The 21,015-nt window shown below is 66.9% G+C and carries 18 protein-coding genes and 1 pseudogene; 13 read left to right on the plus strand and 6 right to left on the minus strand.

The window, feature by feature from the left end; genetic code table 11:
• Positions 1 to 9 precede the first annotated feature (9 nt).
• From murC to lpxC, 6 genes and pseudogenes are all read left to right on the plus strand, one after another.
• Positions 10 to 1,446 (plus strand): UDP-N-acetylmuramate--L-alanine ligase, encoded by a 1,437-nt coding sequence (gene murC / locus ACZK3W_RS03075; RefSeq protein WP_012510048.1) that lies wholly within the window; start codon positions 10 to 12, stop codon positions 1,444 to 1,446.
• Positions 1,443 to 2,405, plus strand: a complete 963-nt coding sequence (locus ACZK3W_RS03080; protein ID WP_049399805.1) for a D-alanine--D-alanine ligase — start codon at positions 1,443 to 1,445, stop codon at positions 2,403 to 2,405. The genes murC and ACZK3W_RS03080 overlap by 4 nt, the downstream gene beginning before the upstream one ends.
• Positions 2,402 to 3,079 (plus strand): annotated as a pseudogene (locus tag ACZK3W_RS03085) (cell division protein FtsQ/DivIB); the annotation flags it as partial. The gene ACZK3W_RS03080 and the pseudogene ACZK3W_RS03085, both read left to right, overlap by 4 nt.
• Positions 3,080 to 3,147: 68 nt before the next feature.
• Entirely contained in the window at positions 3,148 to 4,383 is a 1,236-nt protein-coding gene (gene ftsA, locus ACZK3W_RS03090; protein ID WP_005408083.1) for a cell division protein FtsA, read from the plus strand.
• 170 nt (positions 4,384 to 4,553) lie between these two features.
• The gene (gene ftsZ / locus ACZK3W_RS03095) at positions 4,554 to 5,789 is read left to right on the plus strand and encodes a cell division protein FtsZ (protein WP_043397963.1); all 1,236 of its coding nucleotides are present in this window, start codon (positions 4,554 to 4,556) and stop codon (positions 5,787 to 5,789) included.
• A 205-nt stretch (positions 5,790 to 5,994) separates the two neighbouring features.
• Positions 5,995 to 6,906, plus strand: coding sequence for a UDP-3-O-acyl-N-acetylglucosamine deacetylase (lpxC, locus tag ACZK3W_RS03100; protein ID WP_005408085.1), 912 nt, complete (start codon positions 5,995 to 5,997; stop codon positions 6,904 to 6,906).
• A gap of 282 nt (positions 6,907 to 7,188) precedes the next feature.
• Here lpxC and ACZK3W_RS03105 read toward each other — a convergent pair whose 3' ends face one another.
• Positions 7,189 to 7,638, minus strand: coding sequence for a DciA family protein (locus tag ACZK3W_RS03105; protein ID WP_005408086.1), 450 nt, complete (start codon positions 7,636 to 7,638; stop codon positions 7,189 to 7,191).
• A 12-nt stretch (positions 7,639 to 7,650) separates the two neighbouring features.
• On the opposite strand from ACZK3W_RS03105, the gene ACZK3W_RS03110 reads away from it, so the two are divergent.
• The 3 genes from ACZK3W_RS03110 (at position 7,651) to ACZK3W_RS03120 (ending at position 12,710) form a co-directional block, all read left to right on the plus strand.
• A complete protein-coding gene (locus tag ACZK3W_RS03110; RefSeq protein ID WP_107432410.1) occupies positions 7,651 to 8,607 on the plus strand; it encodes a M23 family metallopeptidase in 957 nt (318 codons plus the stop codon).
• 300 nt (positions 8,608 to 8,907) lie between these two features.
• The gene (secA, locus tag ACZK3W_RS03115; RefSeq protein WP_032129708.1) at positions 8,908 to 11,640 is read left to right on the plus strand and encodes a preprotein translocase subunit SecA; all 2,733 of its coding nucleotides are present in this window, start codon (positions 8,908 to 8,910) and stop codon (positions 11,638 to 11,640) included.
• A 113-nt stretch (positions 11,641 to 11,753) separates the two neighbouring features.
• A complete protein-coding gene (locus tag ACZK3W_RS03120) occupies positions 11,754 to 12,710 on the plus strand; it encodes a Nudix family hydrolase (protein WP_478450450.1) in 957 nt (318 codons plus the stop codon).
• 87 nt (positions 12,711 to 12,797) lie between these two features.
• Here the strand turns inward: ACZK3W_RS03120 and ACZK3W_RS03125 are convergent, their stop codons facing one another.
• Together ACZK3W_RS03125 and metF are read right to left on the minus strand one after the other, a co-directional pair.
• Positions 12,798 to 13,382, minus strand: a complete 585-nt coding sequence (locus ACZK3W_RS03125) for a DUF4124 domain-containing protein (protein ID WP_125895347.1) — start codon at positions 13,380 to 13,382, stop codon at positions 12,798 to 12,800.
• Positions 13,383 to 13,422: 40 nt separating this feature from the next.
• A complete protein-coding gene (metF, locus tag ACZK3W_RS03130) occupies positions 13,423 to 14,250 on the minus strand; it encodes a methylenetetrahydrofolate reductase [NAD(P)H] (protein ID WP_478450451.1) in 828 nt (275 codons plus the stop codon).
• A gap of 204 nt (positions 14,251 to 14,454) precedes the next feature.
• Between metF and ACZK3W_RS03135 the strand changes: the two genes are divergently transcribed.
• Genes ACZK3W_RS03135 through ACZK3W_RS03145 form a run of 3 tightly spaced genes read left to right on the plus strand, consistent with a single transcriptional unit; the run spans position 14,455 to position 17,180 of the window.
• Positions 14,455 to 15,381: an alpha/beta fold hydrolase gene (locus ACZK3W_RS03135; protein WP_478450452.1), complete on the plus strand. Its 927-nt coding sequence runs from the start codon at positions 14,455 to 14,457 to the stop codon at positions 15,379 to 15,381.
• A gap of 24 nt (positions 15,382 to 15,405) precedes the next feature.
• Positions 15,406 to 16,452 (plus strand): sensor histidine kinase, encoded by a 1,047-nt coding sequence (locus tag ACZK3W_RS03140; RefSeq protein WP_478450453.1) that lies wholly within the window; start codon positions 15,406 to 15,408, stop codon positions 16,450 to 16,452.
• Positions 16,449 to 17,180 carry a LytR/AlgR family response regulator transcription factor gene (locus ACZK3W_RS03145; protein ID WP_478450454.1) on the plus strand — a complete coding sequence of 244 codons (732 nt, stop codon included), beginning with the start codon at positions 16,449 to 16,451 and terminating at the stop codon, positions 17,178 to 17,180. The genes ACZK3W_RS03140 and ACZK3W_RS03145 overlap by 4 nt, the downstream gene beginning before the upstream one ends.
• 47 nt (positions 17,181 to 17,227) lie before the next feature.
• On the opposite strand, the gene ACZK3W_RS03150 is transcribed toward ACZK3W_RS03145, so the two are convergent.
• The 3 genes from ACZK3W_RS03150 to ACZK3W_RS03160 are packed head-to-tail and all read right to left on the minus strand — an operon-like array spanning position 17,228 to position 20,558.
• Positions 17,228 to 18,520: a sensor histidine kinase gene (locus ACZK3W_RS03150; protein ID WP_478450455.1), complete on the minus strand. Its 1,293-nt coding sequence runs from the start codon at positions 18,518 to 18,520 to the stop codon at positions 17,228 to 17,230.
• The gene (locus ACZK3W_RS03155) at positions 18,517 to 19,206 is read right to left on the minus strand and encodes a response regulator transcription factor (RefSeq protein WP_032129701.1); all 690 of its coding nucleotides are present in this window, start codon (positions 19,204 to 19,206) and stop codon (positions 18,517 to 18,519) included. The genes ACZK3W_RS03150 and ACZK3W_RS03155 overlap by 4 nt, the downstream gene beginning before the upstream one ends.
• Before the next feature lie 2 nt (positions 19,207 to 19,208).
• Positions 19,209 to 20,558, minus strand: coding sequence for a type 1 glutamine amidotransferase domain-containing protein (locus ACZK3W_RS03160; RefSeq protein ID WP_478450456.1), 1,350 nt, complete (start codon positions 20,556 to 20,558; stop codon positions 19,209 to 19,211).
• Between ACZK3W_RS03160 and ACZK3W_RS03165 the strand changes: the two genes are divergently transcribed.
• Positions 20,445 to 21,002 (plus strand): DUF3228 family protein, encoded by a 558-nt coding sequence (locus tag ACZK3W_RS03165; RefSeq protein ID WP_049461613.1) that lies wholly within the window; start codon positions 20,445 to 20,447, stop codon positions 21,000 to 21,002. The genes ACZK3W_RS03160 and ACZK3W_RS03165 overlap by 114 nt on opposite strands.
• Positions 21,003 to 21,015: the final 13 nt, after the last annotated feature.

The raw sequence follows: 21,015 nt of genomic DNA on the forward strand, positions 1-21,015 counted from the left end.
AGGCCGCGCATGATCCGTCGCCTGCACGACACCAACGACCTGGTGCGCGCGTTCCCGCGCGTGCATTTCGTCGGCATCGGCGGCACCGGCATGAGCGGTATCGCCGAAGTGATGCTGACGCTGGGCTATGAGGTGTCCGGCTCGGACAACGCCGACAACGTGGCGACCCGTCGCCTGGCCAGCCTGGGTGCGCGCATCATGCGCGGCCACTCCGCAGCCAACGTGCTGGGCACCGACTGCGTGGTGGTCTCCAGTGCCATCCGCGAAGACAACCCGGAACTGATGGAAGCGCGCAGCCAGCGCATTCCGATCATGCCGCGTGCGGCGATGCTGGCCGAGCTGATGCGCTTCCGTCGCGGCATCGCCGTGGCCGGTACCCATGGCAAGACCACCACCACCAGTCTCACCGCGGCGGTGCTGAGCGAAGGCGGCCTGGACCCGACGTTCGTGATCGGTGGCCAGCTGCTGGCTGCCGGCGCCAACGCCAAGCTGGGCGGTGGACAGTGGCTGGTGGCCGAGGCCGACGAAAGTGATGGCAGCTTCCTGCGCCTGAACCCGCTGATGTCGATCATCACCAACATTGACGCCGATCACCTGGAGAACTACGGCAACGACTTTGCCCGCGTGCAGGCGGCGTTCGCCGAGTTCCTGCAGCGCCTGCCGTTCTACGGCCTGGCGGTGCTGTGCATCGACGATCCAGAAGTCGCGGCTCTGGCTGCCAAGACCCCGCGCCACGTGATGAGCTACGGCATGAGCCCGCAGGCCGACGTGCGCGCCGAGAACGTGGTGCAGGAAGGCTCGCGCATGCGCTTCACCCTGCGCCTGCCGCAGGGCACCAGCCAGGAAGTGGTGCTGGCGCTGCCGGGCAAGCACAACGTACTCAACGCGCTGGCCGCCGCTGCGGTGGGCTGGCAGCTGGGCGTGGCACCGGACGCGATCGCGCGTGCACTGGAAGGCTTCGCCGGTGTCGGCCGTCGCTTCAACGATCTGGGCGAAGTGACCACCGCCAGCGGCGCCAAGGTCCGCATCATCGACGACTACGGTCATCACCCGAGCGAGCTGGAAGCGGTGTTCGCCGCGGCCCGTGGTGGCTGGGCCGACAAGCGCCTGGTGGTGGCCTTCCAGCCGCACCGCTACAGCCGTACCCGCGACCAGTTCGACAAGTTCGCCGCGGTGCTGTCCAGCGTCGATGCACTGGTGCTGAGCGAGGTCTACCCGGCCGGCGAGGAACCGATTGCCGGTGCCGATTCGCATGCGCTGGCCCGCGCCATCCGCGCGCGCGGCCGCAGCGAACCAGTGGTGGTGGGCAAGGCCGCCGAGCTGGCCAGCGTGCTGCCGGACGTGCTGCAGGACGGTGACCTGCTGCTGATGATGGGCGCCGGCGACATCGGTGCCGTAGCCACCCATATCGCGGTGGAAGGCTTCAAGGGGGAGGGCGAGGCGTGAGCGCGCTGACCTTCCCGCCGCTGCGCGTGACCGACCCGGCCGTGTTCGGCCGCGTCGCCGTGCTGCTCGGCGGCAGCTCCAGCGAACGCGAGGTGTCGCTGGACTCCGGCCGCAACGTACTGGAAGCGCTGCAGTCGCGCGGCGTCGATGCGTTCGCGGTGGATGGCATTCCGGCGCTGGCCAAGGCGCTCGCCGCCGGTGGCATCGATCGCGTGTTCAACATCCTGCATGGCCACAACGGTGGCGGTGAGGACGGCATCGTGCAGGGCCTGATGGACGCCTTCGGCGTGCCGTACACCGGCTCGAACGTGCTGGGCTCGGCGCTGAGCATGGACAAGATCCGCACCAAGCAGGTGTGGCTGTCGCTGGGCCTGCCCACCCCGCAGTACCGGAAGGTGGACGCGACCACGGTGCATGCACTGGCAGCCGAACTGGGCCTGCCGGTAGTGGTGAAGCCGGCCAATGAAGGCTCCAGCGTGGGTATCAGCCGGGTCACCGACGACGCCGGCCTCGATGAAGCCGTGGCGCTGGCCGCGCGCTACGACGGCCAGCTGCTGATGGAACAGATGGTGGTGGGCGACGAACTGACCGTGGCCATCCTCGGCGATGTCGCGCTGCCGTCGATCCGCATCGTGCCCAAGGGCCAGTGGTACGACTACAACGCCAAGTACATCGCCGAGGACACCCAGTACCTGTGCCCAGGACTGGACGGTGACGACGAAGAGGAAATCCGCCGCATCGCGCTGGCCGCGTTCCGTGCCGCCGGCTGCCGTGGCTGGGGCCGCGTGGACGTGATGCGCGATCGCAGCAGCGGCCGCTTCTTCCTGCTGGAAGTGAATACCGCGCCGGGCATGACCAGCCATTCGCTGGTGCCCAAGGCCGCGGGCCAGGCCGGCATCAGCTTCGAAGAGCTGGTGTGGCGCGTGCTGGAACAGACCCTGGAGGCCTCGCACGCATGAACGCGGTGCTGCGCATCTTCGTCTGGCTGTTGGCGCTGTCGGTGGTTGCACTGCCGGTGGTGGCCGTGGTCAATGGCTGGGTCGGCGCCGAGCGCTGGCCGCTGGCGAAGCTGCGCGTGCATGGTGAGTTCAAGCGGGTGCCGGCCGAGCAGTTGCAGCAGGTGCTGCTGCCGTACGCGCATGCGGGCTTCTTCGCGGTCAAGCTGCAGGACGCGCAGGACGCCCTGGAGCAGCTGCCGTGGGTGGAAAGCGCGCAGGTGCGCAAGCAGTGGCCGGACGTGCTGGAAGTGACCCTGGTCGAGCACAAGCCGTTCGCGCGCTGGGGCAACGACCGCCTGGTTTCCGAGCAGGGCAAGCTGTTCCCCACGCCGAAGAAGCTGGCCGATCTGGCGCTGCCCGAACTGGACGGCCCCGACAGCCAGACCGAAGAAGTGATGAAGCTGTACAGCGACTCGCGTGCATTGTTCGCACCGGCCGGCGTCGACGTGCGCCGGGTGACGATGGATGCGCGCGGCAGCTGGTCGCTGGTGCTGAGCAACGGTACCGAAGTGGTGGTCGGCCGCGACGACGCGCGCTCGCGCATGCAGCGCTTCGTCAAGGTGCTGCCGCAGCTCAACCGTCAGGACGCGCCGATCGAGCGCGCCGATCTCCGTTACACCAATGGTTTCACGCTGAGCTGGGGTACCCCGGCCACGCCGGCGAAAACGCCGGCGACCCCAGCCAGCAGGACGCAGGAAAGGACATGAATCGCAAGGGTGACAAATCGCTGATCGTTGGCCTGGACATCGGCACCTCCAAGGTGGTGGCGCTGGTGGGCGAGTACTCGCCGGGCAACCCGATCGAAGTGATCGGCATCGGCTCGCACGAGTCGCGCGGGCTCAAGCGTGGCGTGGTGGTGGACATCGAATCGACCGTGCAGTCGATCCAGCGCGCGGTGGAAGAAGCCGAGCTGATGGCCGGCTGCGAGATCCGCTCGGTGTATGCCTCGATCTCCGGCAACCACGTGCAGTGCAAGAATTCGCCCGGCATCGTGCCGATCCGCGACGGCGAAGTGACCTGGGGCGACCTGGATCGCGTGCTCGATGCGGCCAAGGCCGTGGCGATTCCGGCCGACCAGAAGATCCTGCACGCGATCCCGCGCGAGTACGTGCTGGACGATTCGCAGGAAGGCATCCGCAACCCGGTCGGCATGACCGGCGTGCGCCTGGAAGTGCATGCCCACCTGGTGGTGTGCGCGCAGTCGGCTGCGGCCAACATCAGCAAATGCGTCCAGCGCTGCGGCCTGCAGGTGGACGACCTGGTGCTGTCCTCGCTGGCCTCCAGCGTGGCGGTGCTGACCGCTGACGAGCGCGAGCTGGGCGTGGTGCTGGTCGACATGGGCGCCGGCACCACCGATATCGCGGTGTTCGTGCAGGGCGCGATCTGCCACACGGCTTCGCTGCCGATCGCCGGCGACCACGTCACCAATGACATCGCGCACATGCTGCGCACGCCGACCCCGGAAGCCGAGCAGATCAAGGTGCGCTATGCCTGCGCCCTGGCCCAGCTGGCCACCGCCGAGGAAAGCATCCAGGTGCCGTCGGTGGGCGACCGCCCGCCGCGCCGCATGCCGCGCCATTCGCTGGCGCAGGCCGTGCAGGGCCGCTACGAGGAAATCTTCGAGATGGTGCAGGCCGAACTGCGCCGCTCCGGCTTCGAGGAACTGGTACGCGCCGGCATGGTGCTGACCGGTGGCGCTTCGAAGATGGAAGGCGTGGTCGAACTGGCCGAGGAAATGCTGCAGATGCCGGTTCGCGTGGGCATCCCGCAGCACGTCACCGGCCTGGGCGAAGTGGTGGGCAACCCGGTGCATGCCACCGGCGTGGGCCTGCTGCTGATGGGCAGCCAGATCGAGCACCCGCGGCGGCCGTCGCTGCCGACCGGGCGCGCTGGAAGCATGTTCAAGAAACTCAAGACCTGGTTCCGCGGCGAGTTCTGACGCGGAACCCGTAACACCGGGCATCGCCCGGGCGCAGCACCCGCAGTACCCGTAGCACAACGCAACACCGGCAACACACAACCCACACAGCCGCAACGTCGGCATGCAGCAGGACGGCAGGACGCCCGAATGCCCATGCCAGCCAAAGCGGATACAACGAGGACACGGACATGGCGCATTTTGAACTGATCGAAAAGATGGCACCCAATGCGGTGATCAAGGTGGTTGGCGTGGGCGGCGGCGGCGGCAATGCCGTGGCGCACATGGTCAACTCGGCGGTGGACGGCGTGGAATTCATCACCGCCAACACTGACTCGCAGGCCATCAAGAATTGCGGTGCCAAGCTGCAGCTGCAGCTGGGTACCAACGTGACCAAGGGCCTGGGCGCAGGCGCGAACCCGGAAGTCGGCCGCCAGGCCGCGCTGGAAGACCGTGAGCGCATCATGGACGCCCTGCAGGGTGCGGACATGGTGTTCATCACTGCTGGCATGGGCGGTGGCACCGGCACCGGCGCTGCGCCGGTGGTGGCACAGCTGGCCAAGGAAATGGGCATCCTGACCGTGGCCGTGGTCACCAAACCGTTCCCGTTCGAAGGCCGTCGCCGCATGCAGGTGGCGCTGAAGGGCATCGAGGAACTGAGCCAGCACTGCGACTCGCTGATCACCATCCCGAACGAGAAGCTGATCACCGTGCTGGGTCGCAACGCGACCATGATCCAGGCCTTCCGTGCCGCCAACGACGTGCTGCAGGGCGCCGTGCAGGGCATCGCCGACCTGATCGTGCGTCCGGGCCTGATCAACGTCGACTTCGCCGACGTGCGCACCGTCATGTCCGAAATGGGCCTGGCGATGATGGGTACCGGCACCGCCCGTGGCGATGACCGCGCCCAGGCCGCCGCCGAAGCCGCAATCCAGAACCCGCTGCTGGACGATGTGAACCTGGCCGGTGCCAACGGCATCCTGGTCAACATCACCGCCGGCGCCGACTTCACCATGGCCGAGTTCGACGAAATCGGCCGCACCATCGATGGCTTCGCTTCCGAGGACGCCACCGTGGTGGTCGGTACCGTGCTGGATCCGGACATGCAGGACGAAGTGCGCGTGACCGTGGTCGCTACCGGCCTGAACCGCGTGTCGGCCAGCAAGACCCAGCGTCCGGGCGAGCGTGCGCCGATCAAGCTGGTCCGCAATGCCACCACCGGCCAGCCGGAATTCGGTGACTTCGACAACGGCGGCGACGCCGTGTCCAAGGCCGTGGGCGGCATGGGTCTGGGCCTGCGTCGCGCCAGCAGCGATACCGCGGCAGCCTCCGCTCCCTCGGCCCCGGCCGCTTCGGCCCCGGCGGCGGCGGAACTGCCGAACGATTACCTGGACATCCCGGCGTTCCTGCGCCGCCAGGCGGACTAAGCGGGGCGCCCGGGGCTTGTCCTCCCCGGGTTGCGCCACCATGTCCTGAAAACGCGGGCGCCGGGCCAGGATGGGTCCGGCTGCCCTGCTTCACGCGCGTCCCCGCGGCGTGCCGGTGCGTCCTGCCGGCAGCCTTCACTGGCGTTTCAGCCAGGGTAGGGGAGGGCGCGTGTTAATCTAATGTGTCACTTCCGGCCCATCCCCCATGATCCAGCAACGCACCCTCAAGAACACGATCCGCGCCACCGGCGTTGGCCTGCACAGCGGTGACAAGGTCTACATGACCCTGCGCCCGGCACCGGTCAACCATGGGATCGTGTTCCGTCGCGTGGACCTGGACCCGGTGGTGGAAGTGCCGGCCAAGGCCGAACTGGTCACCGAAGTGACCCTGTGCACCGGCCTGACCTGCAACGACGCCAAGATCCAGACCGTCGAACACCTGATGTCGGCGCTGGCCGGCCTGGGTGTGGACAACATCATCGTCGAACTGTCCTCGGCCGAGCTGCCGATCATGGACGGTTCGGCCGGCCCGTTCGTGTTCCTGCTGCAGTCGGCCGGCATCGTGGAACAGGACGCGCCCAAGCGCTTCATCCGCGTGCTGAAGACCGTGGAAGTGACCGAGGGCGACAAGGTGGCCCGCTTCAGCCCGTACGAGGGCTACAAGCTGGGCTTCACCATCCAGTTCGATCACCCGATGATCCCGGCCAAGCAGTCGCGCCAGGAAATCGAGTTCTCGACGCTGGCCTACACCAAGGAAATCTCCCGCGCGCGCACCTTCGGTTTCATGCGCGACCTGGAATACATGCGCGAGCGCAACCTGGGCCTGGGCGGTTCGATGGACAACGCCATCGTGCTGGACGAGTTCCGCGTGCTCAACGAAGACGGCCTGCGCTACGCCGACGAGTTCGTGCGCCACAAGATCCTCGACGCGATCGGCGACCTCTATCTGGCCGGTGGCCAGGTGCTGGGTGCCTACGAAGGCTTCAAGTCCGGTCACGCCCTCAACAACAAGCTGGTGCGGGCGCTGATGGCCGATGCCACCGCCTGGGAATGGGTCAGCTTCGACTCGCCGGCCACCCCGGACCCGGTGGAATATGCCACTCCGGCCTACGCCTGATTCCTGTAGATCGTTGAATTGAAAGACAAAAGCGCCGCCTCCCAGGGCGGCGTTGTCGTTTCAGGCGTGTCCGGCGCATTCAGCATGCTTGACGCGCGTCAAGGCCGGTTCGAGGTCACGGTTTTGTGAACCTGTTGGATCGGAAGCCTGAATTTAACGTAGTTTTAACAACAATCTAACGACAGGCCCCCGGATGGCAGCTAGGATGCGACCCGGCTCCCGAAATGTTTCACGCCGTGGTGACACGCGCGACGGGGAGCGGAGCCGGATGCTCCGTTGTCGTCAGGACCGCTTCTTCGGCTTCGAAGGAACGTCCTGCAGGCAAGCCAAGGCGTCGCGTAGCCCTTTGTGCGTGGCGGCTGAAACTGCGTGGGGTCCATTCCGGTTGTCGAGCGCTGGGGAGCGCGTGGGAGTGGGAGACGCAGTCTTGATGGTCACCCTGGTGGCCTTCAGCCCGATGGAACGGGCCGCGTCGAGCAACTGGGCTTCGGCAAGCCGCAACTTGGCATGCCAGACCGGGGACTCGACGAGAAAAACGAGGTGTTCCCCGTCCACATTGGCCAGCCGGCAACGGCTGCGCAGAGGTGGCGGCAACTGGGGGCGCAACTGACGGTCCAGCGCGTCGAGCCACAAGGCACGCCGCAGCGGGTTCCCGCTTTTGTCCGCCATCACCGCATCCAGCGCCGGCTTCGGCACTGACGCGGGGCGAACGCTGGATTTCGGCTCAGACATGAAAACTCACTGATGGCATTCAAAAAGATCGTAATCAAAACGCGTGAAGGACAGGCCAAAGCGTCGCCCATCGCGCGTTTGCGGTTCTATTTCGAGGACCGCCCCCGCGCCCTGCTGGGCAGCGTGCTCGGGGTAGGCTGCATTATCGGCCTTGCCGGCGGCATTGGCGCCAGCGCGCTGAATGATTCCCGCCTGCAGGCCAAGGTCGAGCGCCAGGATGCAGAGCTGGCCAAGGTCAAGCGCGATGCGCAGACCCAGGTCAACGCGCTGGCGGCCCGCCTCGGCGAGCTGCAGGCCCAGGCCACCCGCCTCAACGCCCTCGGCGAACGGCTGACCCAGATGGGCAAGCTGGAAGACGGCGAGTTCGACTTCAACGAGACCCCCGGTCTCGGTGACGGCGACGCCGGCGGCCCGACCAGCGACATCCCGGTCAAGGACGTCAACGCCGACTTACAGGTGCTGGAGCAGCGCTTCGCTGCTTCAGGCCGCCAGTTGTCGGTGATGGAATCGCTGATGTTCGACCACCAGCTGCAGCAGAACGCCGTGCCCTCGCGCATGCCGATCCGCAACAGCTACGTGACCTCCGGTTTCGGCACCCGTGCCGACCCGTTCGGCCGCGGTGCCGCCACCCACAAGGGCATGGACTTCCACGCCAGGGTCGGTGACCCGGTGATGGCCGTGGCCGAAGGCGTGGTCAGCTTCTCCGGCGTGAAGGGCGGCTACGGCAACGTGGTCGACGTCGACCACGGTAACGGCTACGTCACCCGCTACGCGCACAATTCGCGCCTGGTGGTGAAGGTCGGCGACCTGGTCCGTGCCGGGCAGGAAGTGGCCAAGGCCGGTTCCACCGGTCGTTCGACCGGCGCCCACGTGCACTTCGAGGTGTGGGAGAACGGCAACGTGGTCAACCCGCGCAAGTTCCTCGGCGACGGCGGCAACACGCCGGTCGGCCGCGTCAGCCGCGGCTGATGCCCGGGTCGGATCCCTTCCGCGCCGCGGAAGGGCCCTGGCCCGATTCCGTTGATCTGGTAGTGCCGGCCGCTGGCCGGCAACCTCATGATCTTCGGCAGCATCGCGTACCCGGCCAGCGGCCGGCACTACCGGGAACGTTCGGATGCCATTGCCGCCAAAGGGTTGAAACCCCTTGCGGCCGTCCCAAGCTACAATGGGTGTTGCCATCGACAGGGCGCCAGGCGCCCTGTTTCGTTTGCGGCGGACGGATCCCAAGGGGGAGGCCGGGCGTCGTGTCCATCCAACCCGGTTCCTTCAATGATCAACAGCCTGCTTACCCGCGTATTTGGCAGTCGTAACGAACGACAGCTGCGCCAGCTCAACCGCATCGTCGCCAAGATCAATGCGCTGGAGCCGGAGATCGAGAAGCTTTCCGACGAGCAGCTTCAGGCCAAGACGCCGGAGTTCAAGCAGCGCATCGCCGACGGTGAAGCCCTGGACAAGGTGCTGCCGGAAGCGTTCGCGGTCTGCCGCGAAGCCGGTCGCCGCGTGCTGGGCATGCGCCACTACGACGTGCAGCTGATCGGCGGCATGGTGCTTCACCTGGGCAAGATCGCAGAAATGCGCACCGGTGAAGGCAAGACCCTGGTGGCGACCCTGCCGGTGTACCTCAACGCGCTGGAAGGCAAGGGCGTGCACGTGGTCACCGTGAACGACTACCTGGCCCGCCGCGACGCCGCGCAGATGGGCAAGCTGTACAACTGGCTGGGCCTGAGCGTGGGCGTGGTGTACCCGGGCATGCCGCACAGCGACAAGCGCGAAGCCTATGCCTCGGACATCACCTACGGCACCAACAACGAATTCGGCTTCGACTACCTGCGCGACAACATGGCGCTGTCCAAGGCCGACCGCTACCAGCGCGGCCTGCACTACGCCATCGTCGACGAAGTCGACTCCATCCTGATCGACGAAGCGCGTACCCCGCTGATCATCTCCGGACCGGCCGACGATTCCCCGGAGCTGTACATCCGCGTCAACCGCGTCGTACCGAACCTGGTCAAGCAGGAAGCGGAAGACGGCGAAGGCGACTTCTGGGTCGATGAGAAGGGCAAGCAGGTGCACCTGTCCGAAGCGGGCATGGAGCACGCCGAGCAGCTGCTGGTCGAGGCCGGCATCCTCGACGGCGAGACCGAAGGCCTGTACGCGCCGCAGAACCTGACCGTGGTCCACCACCTGAACGCCGCGCTGCGCGCGCACGCGATCTACCAGCGTGACGTGGACTACATCGTGCGCGATGGCGAAGTGGTCATCGTCGATGAGTTCACTGGCCGCACCCTGTCCGGCCGCCGCTGGTCCGATGGCCTGCACCAGGCGGTGGAAGCGAAGGAAGGCGTGCCGGTCCAGCGCGAGAACCAGACGCTGGCGAGCATCACCTTCCAGAACCTGTTCCGCATGTACAAGAAGCTGTCCGGCATGACCGGTACGGCCGATACCGAAGCCTTCGAGTTCCAGAGCATCTACGGCCTGGAAGTGGTGGTGATCCCGACCAACCGCCCGACCATCCGCAAGGACAGCCCGGACCAGGTGTTCCTGAACCGCAAGGGCAAGTTCAATGCGGTGCTGGCCGACATCGAAGAGTGCGCCAAGCGTGGCCAGCCGGTGCTGGTGGGTACCACCTCGATCGAAACCTCGGAAATGCTGTCCGAGCACCTGCGCAAGGCCGGCGTGAAGCACGAAGTGCTCAACGCCAAGCAGCATGACCGCGAAGCGACCATCGTCGCCAATGCCGGTCGTCCGGCCGCGGTCACCATCGCCACCAACATGGCCGGTCGTGGTACCGACATCGTGCTGGGCGGTTCGCTGGAAGCGGAAATCCACGAGCTGGGCGAAGGCGCGACCGACGAACAGAAGGCCGCGGTCAAGGCCGATTGGCAGAAGCGCCACGAGGCCGTCAAGGCTGCCGGCGGCCTGCACATCGTCGGTACCGAGCGCCATGAATCGCGCCGTATCGACAACCAGCTGCGCGGCCGTTCGGGCCGCCAGGGTGACCCGGGTTCGTCCCGCTTCTACCTGTCGCTGGAAGACAACCTGATGCGCATCTTCGCCTCCGACTGGGTGCAGAAGGCCATGCGCATGATGGGCATGAAGGAAGACGACGTCATCGAAGACCGCCTGGTCAGCCGCCAGATCGAGAAGGCGCAGCGCAAGGTCGAGGCCCACAACTTCGACATCCGCAAGAACCTGCTGGACTTCGACGACGTCAACAACGACCAGCGCAAGGTGATCTACGCACAGCGCGATGAACTGCTGGACGCCGAGTCGGTGAAGGACAACGTCGACGGCATCCGCGACGACGTGATCTTCGACGTGGTGGCCCGCTTCGTGCCGCCGAACTCGATCGACGAGCAGTGGGACCTGCGTGGCCTGGAAGCGACCCTGGAGTCGGACTTCGGCCTGCAGATGTCGCTGACCGACCTGGTCAAGTCGCACGAAGAGCTGGACGCCGAAGCCATCGCTGCCAAGGTGCAGGAGCGCGTCAATCAGCACTTTGCCGAGAAGGAAGCCGGTGTCGGTGAGGAAACCATGCGCGCGCTGGAGAAGCACGTGATGCTGACCGTGCTGGACCAGAGCTGGAAGGAGCACCTGGCGCGCATGGACTACCTGCGCCAGGGCATCTACCTGCGTGGTTACGCGCAGAAGCAGCCGAAGCAGGAGTACAAGAAGGAAGCCTTCGAGCTGTTCTCGGACATGCTGGAGAACGTCAAGCGCGAAGTGGTGACCCTGCTGTCGCGCGTGCGCATCCGCAGCGACGAGGAAGTGCAGGCGCTGGAAGCAGCCGAACGCCAGCAGGCCGAAGCGCGCCTGAGCCAGTCGCAGTTCCAGCACCAGGACGTGGGCGGCTACAGCGCCGACGAGGAAGCCGCGCAGGTGCAGGCTGCCCAGCAGGGCATTGCACAGGCGCAGCGCGATGAGCCGAAGATCGGCCGCAACGATCCATGCCCGTGCGGCAGTGGCAAGAAGTACAAGCACTGCCACGGCCAGCTGAGCTGACCCCGAAGAGCCCCGCGAAAGCGGGGCTCTTTTTTCATGGCGGCTGTTTCGCGGGGCTGATCCGGCCCGATCCGAGATTGCGCGGGCCGCCCTGTTCTGGGCATGCTTCCCCCATGGCTCCCCCCACCCGATCGATCCACGTCGTGGCCGCCGTCATCACCGACGCCCGTGGCCGCGTGCTGCTCAACCGTCGTACCGAGAACCGCGACATGGCCGGCCTGTGGGAGTTCCCCGGCGGCAAGCGCGAATCCGGCGAGACCTCCGAGCAGGCGTTGGTTCGCGAGCTGCGCGAGGAACTGGGCATCGAAGCCGATGTCGGCGAATGGCTGATGGATGTGCCGCAGCGCTACCCGGACAAGTACCTGACCCTGGAAGTGCGCCACGTGCGCAGCTGGAAGGGGACGCCACGTGGCCGCGAGGGCCAGGCCATTACCTGGGTGGCGCCGGACAAACTGGGTCGCTATTCGATGCCACCGGCCGATCTGCCGGTGGTGGCCGCGCTGCGCCAACCCGACAGCTACCTGATCACCCCGGCGCCGGCCGATGACGCCGACGGCGTGCAGCACTGGCATGAGCAGCTGCAGCGTGTGGTGGCGGCGGGCCAGCAGCGCATCCAGCTGCGGTTGCCGACGGCACATCCGCAGCGCCAGGCGATGGTCGAACAGGCCGTGCGCACGCATCGTCGCAGCGGGGTGCAGTGGCTGCTCAACCGCGATATCGAGCTGGCACGCGCATTGGGCGTGGGGGTGCACCTGGGCAGCGAGCAGCTGCTTGAGCTGTTGCAGCGTCCACTGCCCGAAGGCCAGCTGGTGGCCGCGTCCTGCCATGACCTGCAGCAGCTGCAGGCCGCACAGCGGTTGGGCTGCGACTTCGCCGTGCTGGGCCCGGTGCAGGCCACGGCCAGCCATCCCGATGCCGTGCCGCTGGGCTGGAACGCGTTCGCCGAGCTGCGCGCGCAGGTGTCACTGCCAATCTACGCCCTGGGCGGCATGGGCCGCGGTCACATCGCCGAAGCGCGTCGCCATGGTGGGCAGGGCATCGCCGCCATCCGCACGCTGTGGCCGGAGTAAAGCTGCTTCGCTCGCCAGGCATGGCCCGGCGCTACCGTGTGGGATGGAGGCAGTAGATCCACGCCATGCGTGGATGGATGCTCGCGATCACAGCGTGATCCAGAAACACCCGTATTGCCGTCGCAACCCCAGCACCGTCGAAGCGCGCGACGCGCTGCCGGGCAGGGTCTGCTCCAGGCGCAGGCCGATGGGATGCCGCGCCACAGAGGCCACAGGGTCGGATCCCAACGCGGCAGGGCTCTGATCCTCATCCTGCGATTGCGGCAGCGCCTGTGACGGATACACCGGCACCACGTCCACCAGGGGCCGCCGCGCCAACGATTCCAGCTGGCCGAGGATGCGCTGCGCGCCCGCATCGGAAACCGCGCCCCACAGATACAGTGAGGACAGCCGATTCACATCGTTGCTGACGATGCCGACGCGCAGCGCGTCCACCAGTTCACTCAGCCGCCGCGGGCAGCGTGCCCCCAGGGTGTCGCGCTGCAGGGTATTGCCGGCGGGCGCAGGCGGTGGCAACCGCGACCGCGCGCCCAGGCTGTCGCAGGGCCGGTCGGTGTAGACGCTTTGGCCCTGGGCATCGGTGCAGCGGTTCAGGCGTGTGGACTGTGCGTGGGCGACGCTCGACAGCACGCACAGCGGCAGCAGCAACAGCAGGAAGGAAAGCCGGATCATCCTCGCAGGGTAGCGCCGATCACGCTTGCGCGCCGTGCTTTCAGCCCTGCAGCAGCTTCAGCACCGAAGTGGTCGGCTTGGCCAGGTTCAAGGTGTAGAAGTGCAGGCCGGGTGCGCCGCCTTCGATCAGGCGCTGGCACAGCTTGGCCACCACTTCAGTGCCGAATGCACGCACCGACTCCGCATCATCGCCATAGGCCTGCATCTTGCGGCTGATCCAGCGCGGGATCTCCGCACCGCACTGTTCGGAGAAGCGGCGCAGCTGGCCGAAGTTGGCGATCGGCATGATGCCGGGCGTGATCGGTACCTGCACGCCCAGCCGCCGCACTTCGTCGACGAAATGGAAGTAGGCATCGGGGTTGAAGAAGTACTGGGTGATCGCCGCATCGGCACCGGCGTCGATCTTGGCCTTGAAATGCTTCAGGTCGGCCAGTGCGTCGGAAGCCTGCGGGTGCGTTTCGGGGTACGCGCCCACTTCGATATGGAACGCATCACCGTGCTCGGCGCGGATGAAGTCGATCAGTTCGGCGGCATAGCGCATGTCACCGGGGAAACCCATGCCCGACGGCAGATCGCCGCGCAGCGCGACCAGGCGGCGGCAGCCGATGGCGCGGTACAGCTTGAGCAACTCGCGGATTTCCTGACGGGTGCCGCCGACGCAGGACAGATGCGGTGCGGCATCGAAGCCATGGTGCTGGTTGAGGTGGCGCACGGTCTCGGAGGTATAGCTCAGGGTCGAGCCACCGGCGCCGAAGGTACACGACACGTACTCGGGACCGTAGTCCTTCAGCCTGGCCGCGGCGCGGTCCAGCTGGCTGCGCTGTTCGTCGGTCTTGGGCGGATAGAACTCGAAGCTGATGGCGGTCATGGCACGGGCGGCAGCGGCGGGTGCGGATCAGTATATCGCTTCATCAAGATGGATGTTGTCAATTTCTGCGGGCGAACATCGTCAGCCGCCTGCGACCGTTCGCCCCGGCGATCGGCCGCTGCTCCGAAATCGCCCCCCCGGGTGCCGTGGCCGGCGGCACGCTGAGCCCATTCCGGCACCACCCACCTGACGAAGGAGCAGACGATGAAGATCTTCCTGGCACTCTGGTATGCAATGAAGGCCCTGGCCCGGCTGGCGATGATCGGTATGGCGATGGCCGTGCTCGGCTCCGGCTCGGCGCACGCCGCCAGCGCCCCGGCGGCGGGCAGGGTGCAGGTCGAGGTGGTCGGCAAGGGCCGCCCGCTGCTGATGATTCCCGGCCTCAACAGCAGCGCCGAGGTGTGGCGCGAGACCTGCCTGGCCCTGAAGGATGTGCAGTGCCATCTGGTGCAGCTGCCCGGCTTTGCCGGTGCGCTCGCGGCCGATCCGCGCCCGGTCGAGTTCCTGCCGGCGATGCGCGGGCAGCTGCTGGCCTACCTGCATGACCAGCATCTGGGGCCGGTGGTGGTGGTTGGCCACAGCCTCGGTGGCCTGCTGGGCCTGCAGATGGCGCAGGCCGAGCCGAAGGCGGTCAGCGCGCTGGTGGTGGTTGACGCCCTGCCATTCCTGCCGGCCGCGCGTGACCCGAAGGCCACCGCTGACAGCGTGCGGCCGGTGGCCGACCAGCTGCGCAAGGGCATGCTGGCCGCCGACGCCGCGCAATGGCAGGCGCAGTTGAAGGCGGGCCTGCCGGGGATGACCCGCGATACTCAGCGCCAGGCCGAACTGGGCCGCTGGGGCGAAGACAGCGATCGCCAGACCACGGCCGATGCCATGCATGCGGTGATGACCACTGACCTGCGTGACAGCATTGCCTCGATCACCGCACCGACGCTGGTGCTGGGCAGCTGGGCCGGCTATCAGCCGATGGGTGGCACCGAGGACGGCACCCGGGCGGTGTTCCAGGCCCAGTACGCGAAACTGCAGGGCGTACAGATCGCGATGAGCGCGCAGGGTTTCCACTTCCTGATGTGGGATGATCCGCGCTGGTTGCAGGAACAGGTGCAGGCCTTCCTCGACCGCCACCACTGAGTTTCAACACGCCTCGGAATGGACATGCCGGATTCCTCCTCGACGGTACGCTTCTGGCTGCTCAATGCGCTGGTATGGGCGCTCTATGGCGTTGCCGGAATCGGCCTGCGCCAAGCCTATTTCAGCGATGCCGGAAGCGCAGGCGTGTTGATCACGCTGGGCCTGGCGTTGGCCCTGTTTGGATGCAGCGGTGCCATCCGTGCGCTGGCGCTGCGTGCAGACTGGTGGGCGCGCGGAACGGCCGGGCTGTTGCTGCGGCTGGCGCTGTCGGTGGCATTGGGCGCGGCAGTGGCGCAGCTGCTGGTGAACATCGCGCTGCACTCGGCGCTGGCCTGGAACTGGGTGAACCTGGGGCGGCAGACGGCCGACTTCAGCCCCAAGGCGCTGCTGCTCTACTGGTACACCACTGCGGTGATGCTGGCCCTGTGGGCAGCGCTTTGGGCAAGCCTGCACAGCCTGCGCCGGATACGCGGGGCGGAACTGGCCCGCCTGCGCGCCGAAGCCGAGCGCAGTGCGCTGGAACGCGATGCGCTGCGTGCACGGCTCAACCCGCACTTCATGTTCAATGCGCTGAACAACCTGCGCGCGCTGATCCTGGAAGATCCTGAGCGTGCGCGCGACATGGTCACCCGCCTGTCGCGCACGCTGCGCCAGGCGCTGGCGCACAACCGCAGCGAGCAGGTCACGCTGGCCGAGGAACTGGCGGTGGTCGACGACTATCTGGCAATCGAGGCGATCCACTTCGAGCAGCGCCTGCAGGTGCGGCAGCAGATCGATGCCGATGCCATGCAGGCGCAATTGCCGGCGATGGCACTACAGCTGCTGGTGGAGAACGCGATCAAGCACGGCATCGCCAGCCGCCCCGGCGGCGGCGAGGTGCAGATCCGTGCCACGCTGGACAATGACGTGCTGCGCCTGCAGGTGGATAATCCGCTGGGCAGCGCCAACGAGCCCACCGCTGGGCATGGCGTCGGCCTGGCCTACCTGCGTGCGCAGCTCGGTACGCAAGGTCGTTTCACCCTGCAGCCGGTCGGCGACCGCATGCAGGCCCTGCTGGAGATTCCGCAATGAGTGGCGTGCTGCGCGTATTGATCGTTGATGATGCGCGGCTGGCGCGGCAGGAGCTGCGCACGCTGTTGTCGGCGCTGCCGTGGGTGCAGTGCGTGGGCGAAGCCGACGATGTGCCTGCCGCACGCGAGGCGATCGCCACACTGGCGCCGGACCTGGTTCTGCTGGATGTGCAGATGCCGTCCGGCAGTGGCTTCGATGTGCTGGACGGGCTGGAGGCGGTGCCGGCGGTGGTGTTCGTTACCGCCTATGACACCTACGCGGTGCGCGCGTTCCAGGCCAACGCGCTGGACTATCTGGTGAAGCCGGTCGAGGCACCGCGCTTGCTGGAAGCGTTGCAGCGGGCGCGCCAGCGCGAGGTGGCGGCGGGCGAAACGCCGGAGCCGCGCAGCACGCTGGGCGCGCAGGACCAGGTGTTCGTGCGCGAGGGCGAACGCTGCTGGTTCGTCGCGGTCTCGGAGATCCGCCGGCTGGTAGTGGATGGCAACTACACGCGGCTGTGGTTCCGCGACCAGAACGCGTTGCTGACCCGCAGCCTGAGTGCGCTGGAGGCACGCCTGCCGCCGGATCTGTTCTTCCGTGCCAACCGCAACACGCTGGTCAACCTGCGCCGTATCCGAGGCGTGACGCCCAGCATCGCTGATGGTTATGACCTGGCGCTGGACGACGGCAGCAAGGTGGAGGTGTCGCGCCGGCAGGCGCGTGAACTGCGTGAACGGATGGCGTTGTAGCTGCCGCTACAGCTCGGCACTGACCGGGCTGGACCGCCGGAGGCGCTTCATGCCTCGGCTGGCTGCCCCCTCAAGCGGGCCATCACCCCGCCACCGCCGTGCTGGATGACCAGTTCGAGCCCGTAGTGGCTGCACAGTCGCCGCATGATATCCAGGCCCAGGCCGTTGCCCTCGCTGCCATCACGCTTGTCGAATGGCCGCGGCTCGGGCCAGTTGCCAAGGAAGGGTGAAGCACCTGCCGTGTTGTGCACCAGCAGCTGAGCGTCCTGCCATGCAATCAGGACCTGGCCCTGCGCGGTATGCGCGAACGCATTGCCGACCAGATTGGCCAGGACTACGCGCAGGGCCGCCTCGGGCGCGCGCAGCGTGGCCCCGTCGGGCACGGTCAGCTGTACCTCGACCGGCCGTGCAGCCAGCAACGGAGACTGCTCGATGATCACCCGTTCCAGCAGCGGCACAAGTTTGACCGGCGGAGCGCCGTGGCTGGCGGTTTCCTCGCGAGCCAGCGCCAGCAGCGCCGCAATGGCCTGCTGCAGCTGCAGTGCCGAAAGACGGATATGCTGCACATGCTGGCGGCCACGCTCGGACAGGCCCGACTCGCTGGCCAACTGGCCTGCCGCACTGGAGATGACGCTCAAGGGTGTGCGCAGTTCGTGGCTGGCATCGCGCGTGAACGCGTGTTCGCGGGCAACGAAGGCAGCGACGCGTGCGGACAATCCATCCAGGGCGCGCGCGAGCACGCCAATCTCGTCATCGTCGAAACGTGCTGCCAGGCGCACGCCGGGGCCTGGTTCCGGCTGCAGCGCTTCAACCTCCTCGACCAGCGCATAGAGCGAGCGTGTGCTGCGATGGGCGAGCCAGATGCCGAGGAAGATCGCCGCGATCAGGACCAGCAGTGCTGTGCCGGCAAGCAGCATTACGACCCGATCGCGGATCGGCCGGACCACCAGTTGCGCACTGACCTCCGACACAAGCCAAGCAGGGCGGGCGCCGGCCGGGGGATCGATCCGCTTGAGATGGTAGTGCCGACCATCGACACCCGCGAACTCCGAGCGCCACGGTTCCTTTGCGAACTCGCTGCGCAGATCGTCGGGGAAGGTAGAGGGTGAACGATGCAGCTGGATTGCGGCATCGGCAGGTGTACGCCAGTCCCCTTCGAGCGCGTGCTGGGCGAGCTGAGCCCGTGCTTCACGGTCCAGTTGGGCGTTGAAGATGCTGTCTTCCACCACATACATGAACACCAGCGAGTAGGTGCCGAACACCGTGGCGGTGAACAGCGCGAAGGCTGTGAATGTGATCAGCAGTCGACGGCGCAGGTGCTGGGTGGGCCGCGGTTTCATGGCGAAGCTTCCAGACGGAAGCCGACACCGTGGACGGTGCGCAGCATCTCGCCTTCGAACGGCCTGTCCAGTACCTGCCGCAACAGGTACAGATGCGAGCGCAGCGGATCGGAAGGAGGTGCTTCATCCCCCCACAGGCGTTGAACGAGCTCGCTGCGGGTGACGGTTCGCGGCCAGGCCTCGGCCAGTACGAGCAGGATGCGCTGCGGAACCTGTGCCAGCTCCAGCAGCAATCCCGCGCGCCAGGCCTGGCCGCTGCGGCGGTCGATGCTCAGCGGCCCAATCTGCAGGAGGTTCGGTTGACCCACGCGATGGCGGCGGGCGAGGGCGAGACAGCGGGCGAGCAGCTCGGCATCGTCGAAGGGCTTGACCAGATAGTCATCCGCGCCCGCAGCGAAGCCCTGCAGCTTGTCGTCGATCGCATCGCGTGCGGTCAGCATCAGGATGGGGACGTGCCGATCACTGCACTCGCGCAACCGACGGCAGACCGTCGTACCATCGGTGCCCGGCAACCCGATATCGAGCAGCAGCACATCCGGCGGTGACGCCAGCGCCAACTGCAGCCCGACGTGTCCGCCAGCGGCGAAATCGACCAGATGGCCATGCGCCTGCAGCATGTCGATGATGGCCGAGGCCAGCGGCAGGTTGTCTTCAATCAACAGCAGGCGCAGGCGCTCGGCGTCCATGGTCAGGGCTGCATGCGGGCCAGGAGAGCGTTAGCTTCGTCCAGACCGGGCTGCTTTTCCAGCACAGCCAGTACCTGCGAACGGGCCAGATCGGTCCGGCCCAGGCGCCAGTGCGCTTCTGCCATCGCGACCTGCAGCCTCGGCTCGTCCATATGCGGGCTGGCCAGCTGCATGATGGACAGCGCGTCGGCGGTTGCAGTGGCGTCCTTTGCTGCTTTCAGCTGGTAGAAACCCAGCATGCCGATCAGCTCGACGTGATGGTCGGACGGGCGCTGCGCCAGTATCTGCGCCGCCTGACCATCACGCTGCTGCAGGTGCTGCTCCACCAGCGCCATGCTGCGCTCATCGCGCCATGCCTGGCGTGCCAGTGGCACACGCCCGCTGGCGCGCACGAAGGCGTCAGCCAGTGCGGCGGTCGAGAACGGGTTCTGACCGGTCAGCAGGCGTCCATCGACTACGACCTTGGGCATCATCAGCGGTGCCTCCTGCCAGCGTGCGCCCAGCTCGCGCATGCGCGGTTCAAGCTGGAACGCGAATTCCTTCGCCCAACGTTTGCCGAACAGTGCTTCTTCCTCTTCCGTGAATCCGGTCATGGCGCGGCCTTCCACCATGGCCCGGCCATCGGGAAGGCGAACACCCGCAAGTGCGGCCGGACCATGGCATACCGCCGCGACCAGTCCTCCCTGCTGCCAGATTCCGGCAATCGTGGCATGCAGGGCCTTGTCGGCCGGAAGGTCGAACATGGCACCCTTGCCGCCGATCACCAGGACGCCCTGGTAGTCGCTGGCACGCAGTTGTGCAGTGGGCACGGTCGCGGCAAGCTTGCCCATGGCCTGGGAATCGGCAAGGACGGCTGCGTTGAAGGCCTCGGAGGGGTTGTACTTGTCAGCCTCGACGGCGCCGCCACGCGGACTTGCCACGTCGATGTCGAAGCCGTTCTGCTTGAGGATGAGCCAGGCCTGGGCGAATTCGTCCATCTCGAAGCCCGGACGGGTCTTCCCTTGGTCCCGGCCTTCGCTGCTGACGACGAGCAGCACGCGCGATGGTGCGGCAGACGCGGAAGATGGGGCCATGGCAGGGAGGAGAAGGACGGCCAGCAGGCCGGACAGCAGGGGGGAGCGGAAGCGGTTCATGCAGGACTCTCCGGGAGATGTGCGCGCACTGTGGCCGGCAAATGTGAAGCAGACTTCAAGCGCATCGACGGTTACCCTGAGGGCCAGTTCCCGTTCGTGCATGCCATGTCCATCGTCCTCACCGACTTCGCCCGTCCCCGCCTGTTCCCGCGCGTGCCGCGCGGCAACACCATCCAGGATTGCACTGCCGAGCAGTTCGAGGCACACCTCAATGCGCACGCGCCGCTGAAGGTGCTCGATGGCTACGCCCCGTTCTGCAAGCTGTTCGTCTACGAGAACTGGACCAGCACGCGTTGCCTGACGGTGCCGGTCACCGACGCCAACCGCCACCAGCTGCGCAGCGGCTATGAGGCGCGCAACCGCGAGGAACTGCCGGTGCTGGTGCGCTGGTTCGAGGGCGTGGAATCACCGCGCGCGAACTACCTGGTGGTGATCCTGTACAGCGCCGGGCAGCTGGCGAAGGAGGGTTCACCGATCGAAGCCGACTGGGGCATCGTCGGTTGCATCTATACCTCCGAGCCCGAGGAAGTGCCGATGGCACCGATCACCATGATGCGCAATGCACTGGGCGTGGAGGAGGGCGGTTCCGGTGTGCCGCTGGATCGCGAGGCTTACCAGCGCTCCGTCGCGTTCTGGGAGAACAACGCCAACTGGCGGCCGTGAGCCCACGCTGCGG

Source organism: Stenotrophomonas sp. 80084_Sma (assembly GCF_056481995.1).

Coding starts and splice junctions, on each gene's coding strand:
- ACZK3W_RS03145 (WP_478450454.1), top strand. CDS start 16,449: ATGAGTGGCGTGCTGCGCGTATTGATCGTTGATGATGCGCGGCTGGCG.
- ftsZ (WP_043397963.1), top strand. CDS start 4,554: ATGGCGCATTTTGAACTGATCGAAAAGATGGCACCCAATGCGGTGATC.
- ftsA (WP_005408083.1), top strand. CDS start 3,148: ATGAATCGCAAGGGTGACAAATCGCTGATCGTTGGCCTGGACATCGGC.
- ACZK3W_RS03150 (WP_478450455.1), bottom strand. CDS start 18,520: ATGAAACCGCGGCCCACCCAGCACCTGCGCCGTCGACTGCTGATCACA.
- ACZK3W_RS03165 (WP_049461613.1), top strand. CDS start 20,445: ATGTCCATCGTCCTCACCGACTTCGCCCGTCCCCGCCTGTTCCCGCGC.
- secA (WP_032129708.1), top strand. CDS start 8,908: ATGATCAACAGCCTGCTTACCCGCGTATTTGGCAGTCGTAACGAACGA.
- lpxC (WP_005408085.1), top strand. CDS start 5,995: ATGATCCAGCAACGCACCCTCAAGAACACGATCCGCGCCACCGGCGTT.
- ACZK3W_RS03155 (WP_032129701.1), bottom strand. CDS start 19,206: ATGGACGCCGAGCGCCTGCGCCTGCTGTTGATTGAAGACAACCTGCCG.
- ACZK3W_RS03125 (WP_125895347.1), bottom strand. CDS start 13,382: ATGATCCGGCTTTCCTTCCTGCTGTTGCTGCTGCCGCTGTGCGTGCTG.
- metF (WP_478450451.1), bottom strand. CDS start 14,250: ATGACCGCCATCAGCTTCGAGTTCTATCCGCCCAAGACCGACGAACAG.
- ACZK3W_RS03105 (WP_005408086.1), bottom strand. CDS start 7,638: ATGTCTGAGCCGAAATCCAGCGTTCGCCCCGCGTCAGTGCCGAAGCCG.
- ACZK3W_RS03110 (WP_107432410.1), top strand. CDS start 7,651: ATGGCATTCAAAAAGATCGTAATCAAAACGCGTGAAGGACAGGCCAAA.
- ACZK3W_RS03135 (WP_478450452.1), top strand. CDS start 14,455: ATGAAGATCTTCCTGGCACTCTGGTATGCAATGAAGGCCCTGGCCCGG.
- ACZK3W_RS03140 (WP_478450453.1), top strand. CDS start 15,406: ATGCCGGATTCCTCCTCGACGGTACGCTTCTGGCTGCTCAATGCGCTG.
- murC (WP_012510048.1), top strand. CDS start 10: ATGATCCGTCGCCTGCACGACACCAACGACCTGGTGCGCGCGTTCCCG.
- ACZK3W_RS03120 (WP_478450450.1), top strand. CDS start 11,754: ATGGCTCCCCCCACCCGATCGATCCACGTCGTGGCCGCCGTCATCACC.